Annotated in this window: 6 protein-coding genes; 5 read left to right on the forward strand and 1 reads right to left on the reverse strand. The window is 33.6% G+C overall.

Annotation, left to right across the window (positions count from 1 at the left end; all coding sequences use genetic code 11):
• Window positions 1-93 precede the first annotated feature (93 nt).
• Window positions 94-456 carry a hypothetical protein gene (locus QL989_RS14570; RefSeq protein WP_290170913.1) on the reverse strand — a complete coding sequence of 121 codons (363 nt, stop codon included), beginning with the start codon at window positions 454-456 and terminating at the stop codon, window positions 94-96.
• 586 nt (window positions 457-1,042) lie between these two features.
• On the opposite strand from QL989_RS14570, the gene QL989_RS14575 reads away from it, so the two are divergent.
• From QL989_RS14575 to QL989_RS14595, 5 genes are all read left to right on the forward strand, one after another.
• Window positions 1,043-1,537 (forward strand): GNAT family N-acetyltransferase, encoded by a 495-nt coding sequence (locus QL989_RS14575; RefSeq protein WP_198522762.1) that lies wholly within the window; start codon window positions 1,043-1,045, stop codon window positions 1,535-1,537.
• Window positions 1,538-1,865: 328 nt separating this feature from the next.
• On the forward strand, window positions 1,866-2,297 hold the full coding sequence (locus QL989_RS14580; protein ID WP_290170914.1) for a hypothetical protein: 432 nt from the start codon (window positions 1,866-1,868) through the stop codon (window positions 2,295-2,297).
• A gap of 676 nt (window positions 2,298-2,973) precedes the next feature.
• Entirely contained in the window at window positions 2,974-3,489 is a 516-nt protein-coding gene (locus tag QL989_RS14585; RefSeq protein ID WP_290170916.1) for a hypothetical protein, read from the forward strand.
• 137 nt (window positions 3,490-3,626) lie between these two features.
• A complete protein-coding gene (locus tag QL989_RS14590; protein ID WP_290170918.1) occupies window positions 3,627-4,937 on the forward strand; it encodes a TIR domain-containing protein in 1,311 nt (436 codons plus the stop codon).
• A gap of 127 nt (window positions 4,938-5,064) precedes the next feature.
• Window positions 5,065-6,327 (forward strand): hypothetical protein (locus QL989_RS14595; protein WP_290170919.1); only part of this gene is annotated, 1,263 nt, incomplete at its 3' end.

Below are 6,327 nucleotides of genomic sequence, written 5' to 3' on the forward strand. Positions count from 1 at the left end.
GCTCGTCACTGCAAAATCTAAGTTAGTTCTGTCATTACTATCAACGGGAACCGACAGGTGTGCATTTAACTAAAAGCAGCTTGAGACTATCCATTAATTAAATGCCATTGAGTCTGCAAACACATTTTCATTATCAGTGTAATAGTTGATAAATTCTTCCTCATTAAAATCACATTTATAAAAAAAAGACGTTGTGACGGTCTTTTTATTATTTATGGTTATTTCGAATTCAGCCTGTGATGCTTTATTAAATAAAACACTACACTTAGTATTTAAGCCTAACGAATAAACTTTCCCATCAATTTCGATACTGTTGTTGCCTAAAGTAATTTCATTGGGAGTTGTTAATAAATGCAAAAAGTAATAGAGCCCTGTTAAATAGAAAAAAGGAGAAACAAACAAAGCAGCCTTTATCTTTACAGACTCAGAGTCATGTAAGTAATAGGTAGAGATCATGGATATTATTGAGAACAAAACAACCATAACAAAATTTGGAGAGAGCCAGTTTTTGGTAAATTTAAATATCATCTTCGATCGCAGAGGTAAGAGTGACGGTCGACTCAATAATTTAAGCTAACAGAAACTAAGGTTCTAAATTTGTGGCCTATCTTATTAAATTAACAATGGTATTTCTACATTTAAGCGCCTGAAAAAATATGCACTTCGCCCATTCCCTTGTGTTTACCTGCCAATCTTTTTGGCCAGGTTATTATGGTATCGTACAAAGCCCACCTTGTCGTATTTTCGACAACCTTTTAAGCATAAACGAGAGAGTCCTGAATAACTAAAGTTGACACTTTTGCGAAGTTAGACAAAGAGCGAGAAGCTGTTAGTCAGAGTTTTTCTGTGTGACGTGAAGTTTTGCTCGCTTGACTATCAGCTTGTTGGCGGTTTTTTCAATCTATTCTTAAAAGTTTTTTTGTTGTTATTTTTGAGTAGTTATCGTTTAATAACATGATGTTTTTTAAAGATAACTATTAGCGAATCTTCACCTCTTTAGTGAAAGCTAATGTCGGACCACACATAAGGAAATAGGTATAAAATGGACACTACAATACGAAAAGCTGAATCAACCGATATCGCTGCAATAAAAATGCTGTGGCAGTTTTACCAATATCATCAGAGTATATTTGACTTAGAAGATGTTGGTTTAGATGGTTGCTATGATATTGATGAAGAATATTTAGAATGTGTAGTGCGTGGTGAGGAAGACTGCATTATTTATCTTGTACTCGTTTCTAACCAAATTGCTGGTTTTGCTACCGTAGAACCAACTGAGATCGTTGGCAAAGAAATACCTGAGTTGGCTGATATTTTTATTCTACCCAAATATCGAAAACAGGGCATTGCCAAATTTGTTATTCAAAACTTGATGCCTGTTGAAACAAATCAGTGGCATGTAGCAGTTCATTTAAATGATAGTTCAGCGTTGAAATTTTGGAATAGTTTGTTTGCTAAATTAAACGTTCTGCGTGTTGATAAAGTTGATCCTCCTGAAACAGAAGGCTACCACGAGTTTGTTATCACAAATAACTAGCAAGATTACAACGTCTTCTGCGCTTAAGTAAAATTTGGTAAAGAGCGAAAACCAGCCATTGAGATTGGCTAAATATCGTCGTTAATTGATTGGTTAAACTGCTCTTTGCGCATATATTCATGAAAATGAGCGCTGCGCGCATATTGTTCCATTTAACTTTGCTTTAAGATAATAAAAAACTATGTGATAGTAATATCTTAGGGAATTTGTTAAAACTACATAAAGTAGGTAAATGAGCGTTATAACGGCAGAAATATGCGCGATGAGCGCACTATTAAATTGTTATGTTTACTCAATATTTTGGGTGTTTACTTAAAGGAAGTTATAAATGTTTGATACAGGACATATGAATTTTTTCAGTGTAGATCACTGTGGTTTATATAAAGTAGGAAAAGATGACACTCATGGTTGTGAACTAGGTGAAACTTTTGATCTAATTCTTGATTGGGTAAAAGGGCGACCTTTATCTTTGACAATACCTTGGGATCCAGATAAAGCTAGAAATAATAAATCTAAATCCTATTGCAAAGATATCCATAAAGACCCCGAAACAGGAGATTTCATAGTCGTTCTTTGGAAATCAGATACTGACAATGCCGGGACTCTTTGGGGAGCTAGTGAAGATAAGGAAACAGGTTCTAAGGAAGTAGTTAAATATACCAATACCTATAAAGGCAATAAAGTAATATGGGGTCGTCCTTGTTATTACTGGGTTATGCCTAGATTTAATGCTGTTATTTCTATTAAGTTTGATCATTAGGTTTGTGATGCTCAACTATTTGAAGATTATGTAATCGGGTGCATTAACAATAGGGTTAAACACCCGAATAGAAAAAAAGACTATACCGACCATGGTTATGTTCGAATTTCTTATAGTGACGGAGAAAATACAAACAGATATCAATACCGATTTGGTATAAGTTTAAAAAGCCTTAATACTTCAAACTCTCAACTAAATGATTTAGCTAAAAAAGTAACACATATTATTCGCAGAGAAAGTATTTTAGTAGACGCTAAAGATGCAAGAGCTGAGTGGGTAAAGAAATTTAGTGAATTAGTACCGTACGTTTCAACAAAACCTAAAGCAAAAAAACGCAAAATAGAAGTTAAAGCTGAAGCAAAACCTACAAGTAAAGAAATTAAAGATATTATTGAAAAGAATGCCCAAGAAAACAGAAAAAGTCATGAGTGGGATAATGTTGGTTTTGCGACAGAGAATGGTGTTACTTGGGTAGATAAATACAGACTTAAAGACATTATTCATGTTGATGGAAATGGTGAAGAGTATTTATCAGCAGAGGAGCTATTTAACTCTATCAAGCAAAACATGCCTCGTTACATAGCTCCGTTGCAAAGAGAGATCGATGCTAATAATAATATTGAAGCAACTGAAGAATCAGGTGCTGAGGAAGCTAATATAGCTGTTGAGGCCTGATATGTTTAAATATATTGGTGGTTATAGCTTACTATTTTTTGGGGCTACATTTTTATATCTTAAATGTAATTTAAATATAAGCTACGGAAGCTATAAAGATTTTTTATTAGTTCTTTTGAATGTTTCAAGTATGGTTTTTACTTTAATGGGAATATGGATTGCATTTTTATATCCTAATGCATTAAAGCGAATAGTAAACCCGAAGGTTGTTGAAAATGTTGATTTTTCAGAATCTCTAAGTGAAACCAGAAGATTAGAATCAATAGTTGGCAGTGTTCTGAAATCGGCAATGGTTGTAGTTTCTATTGTTGCTATATTCTTGATGAAATTATTAGTACCTTCTTTTAGTGCATATGCAAATAACATTCAAATTTTTGAAGCAATTGCGGTAGCGCTTGTACTAGTGCTAACTTTATTACAATTAGAGTCAGTATTTCACGTAGTTAAAAGCAATGTAATGTTTATTAATGACTTACATAGAAAGCGAGAAGATAAAGAAGCTGATCATGACGTTTAGTAAACATAACAAGTTGCTTAAACGGAAAAATAACAGTTGGCCATCGCTTCGCGATTATAGCCAACCATTATTTTCCGCTTAGCAAGGCGTTATGTGGCGTATGAGCCAATTCATTCAGCATTTAATGAAAGATTAAAATGACAAAGAAAGTATTTATAAGTTACAGCTGGGATAACGAATCCCATCAAAACTGGGTAGTTGAACTTGCTAATAGTTTGCGTAAAAGTGGCATTGATGCAAATGTTGATGTTTTCTACGTTCATGGTGAGACTACAAATTTAAACAAAATGATGGTGAAAGAAATCTCCACCAGTGACCATGTGATTGTAGTTCTTACGGAAGAATACAAGAACAAAGTAGTGAATTGGAACGGTGGAGTGGGTTTTGAAAGTGAATTATTGCTACCTGCTCTTTCTGGGCAGGTGGATAACAATAAGCTCATTTTTATAATGAGGCATAAAGGAGACTATCAAGTAGTTTTTCCTCCTCAATACACAGGGTATTATGCTATCGACTTTTCCGATGAAAGTAGGTTTCCATTAAAGCTAAAAGAATTGTTACATCGAATCTATCAAGAGCCTTTTTATCGCAAAGAAGAGCTTGGGATTAAGCCTGAACTTGCACCTATAAATTCATTAAATCAGAATTTCGAGGATCAACCTAAAGCTCATGGGCCTGGAAGCGATGTAGTCGTAATCGATAATGTGCAAGATCTGCTTAGAAGCATTTCATCGAATAAAAAGCTTTTTCTAAAGCAAGGTGTCTATAACATTTCAAATGCACTTGATGTGTCCAATAATAATCTCTATTGGGAGGATAGCTTTGACGGTCTCTATCCGATTATAAGTAATATTAAGGACCTTAGCATTGATGCAGAAGTTGGTACTTTTATACTCATAGAGCCAAGATATGCTTTTGTTTTTGAATTCGTGAATTGCCAAAATATCAGGATATCAAATTTAACACTTGGGCATACGGAATCAGGATATTGCGTGGGTGGTGTTTTGAGCTTTAAAGATGCAAGCAACATTGAAATTTATGATTCAGTGTTGTTTGGTTGCGGAACGATAGGATTAGATCTACATAATGTTGATGGATTTAAATTTGATGATTCCACAATAAAAGAGTGCACTTATTCAATCATGCACATTAGAGATAGCAAAAATATATTTTTTTCCAATTCAGTTTTTAAAGACACTGAGCAGTTTGACTTAATTGAAATTGAAAATTCTACAATTATTGAGATCAGCAATGGAGTGATTTCTAACAACTCAACAAGTGACTTTATGCCACATCTATTCAAAATTGTTGGTGATTGCTCAGATGTAAGGGTTATCGATACAGATATAAAATATAACGAAATATCTAAGTTGGTTAATGATAAATCTGCGGTTGAATTTATAGGATGTAATTTCAATGGAAACGAATTTGACTGCGATCCCACATAACAATTCAATGAACTGCGCGCCTCTGGCGCCGGACGCGCTAAAGCGCGCCGGTTATTGAGGCGTTATGTGCCAGTGCGTAAATAACCTAAAGTTGCCCTTCAATCAAAAATTAACAGAGAAATAAATAATGTCAGGGAATAACACAACAAGGAAGTTAATTGAAAATGCTTTTGAGTCCGAGCTTAAAGAAATAACCAACAGATTAATCAAGACTTGCGACCCATTATTATATTTATCAGAAGCTGTTGAATCAGCTTATAAATCTGGGAATTTTCCTTTAGGTGAGCTGTTACGTTGTGGAAATGAAATTATTTCAGAGAGGCTATTACAAAACTCTAAATCACTTAAAAGCTCTGGAAAAAAAACAGAACTTAATTTGGTTTTTACAGACTTATTACTTGGAGCAAACTATTGGGCTATTAGGGATAAAGTGTTTTATTCTTATGCAAACCCCGACTCAATAACATGGAAAAAAACTGAAAATAATATTTGTATTGAAATAAATGACGATTCAATATTTCGTCAGCTTGTTTCAGAAAAACAAACATTTAGACTTAATTCTATTTCCTTAAAAAACAAAAAACATTCTTTTTCAAATGCAATTGATCTACTGAAAAACACTAAACCGTTTGATTTTTCGGATCAAAAAGTCTTGGATGCTGCAGAGTCCATTCAATCAGAACTAGAATGGAAAATTAGTTATTTTTTCTCGTATGTACCTGAAGATAGTTTAATTGAAATTAGAGGGTATTTGTATTCTGAATTTATAAGTGTCTATAAAGTCATTATGTTTTATGCCCTGTATGAAAGGCATTACTCAATGGCTAATAGTATATCAAGTGTTATAACATACTCCGAAGATGAAATAAGTAATGCAATCCAACAACAAACACCTGAGCTATCAATTGAAAAAATAAAAAAGATAATTGCAGATATCTCATTATCATCTCGTTCAACGCTAATCTTTTTAAAAAAAGAGTCTAAATATTACTTATCAGCATTTTCATTCACACTGGTAGATGTAATTAGTAACTTTTTACGGTTACATGCTAGATGTGAACCAGACCACTTCTCATCTAACATTGCAAAAATTATCGGTAACGGTTTGGTTTTAAAGATTAAAAAGTCTTTTGAACAACATAAAAATTACAGAGTGCTTTGTGATGTCAAACTAAATAAATTTGATGAGAAATTACCTGATATCGATGTGTTGGCAATATCTTATGAGCCTTCGCTAGGGTTTCACCTATTTATAGGAGAGGTGAAAAATAATCTACCAGCTGTATGGGCTAAAGACTACCTAAAGGCCACTTCCAAAAATGGTTTCATTACAAAAGCTATTTCACAAACAAATATAATAAATGAGTTTTTGAGTACAGACCAAGGTGAG

The sequence above is a fragment of the Pseudoalteromonas sp. APC 3224 genome, from assembly GCF_030407535.1.
GTDB lineage: Bacteria > Pseudomonadota > Gammaproteobacteria > Enterobacterales > Alteromonadaceae > Pseudoalteromonas.

Excerpts from the sequence above, each read along its gene's own strand:
- QL989_RS14570 (WP_290170913.1), bottom strand. The coding sequence starts at position 456 with ATGATCTCTACCTATTACTTACATGACTCTGAGTCTGTAAAGATAAAG.
- QL989_RS14575 (WP_198522762.1), top strand. The coding sequence starts at position 1,043 with ATGGACACTACAATACGAAAAGCTGAATCAACCGATATCGCTGCAATA.
- QL989_RS14580 (WP_290170914.1), top strand. The coding sequence starts at position 1,866 with ATGTTTGATACAGGACATATGAATTTTTTCAGTGTAGATCACTGTGGT.
- QL989_RS14585 (WP_290170916.1), top strand. The coding sequence starts at position 2,974 with ATGTTTAAATATATTGGTGGTTATAGCTTACTATTTTTTGGGGCTACA.
- QL989_RS14590 (WP_290170918.1), top strand. The coding sequence starts at position 3,627 with ATGACAAAGAAAGTATTTATAAGTTACAGCTGGGATAACGAATCCCAT.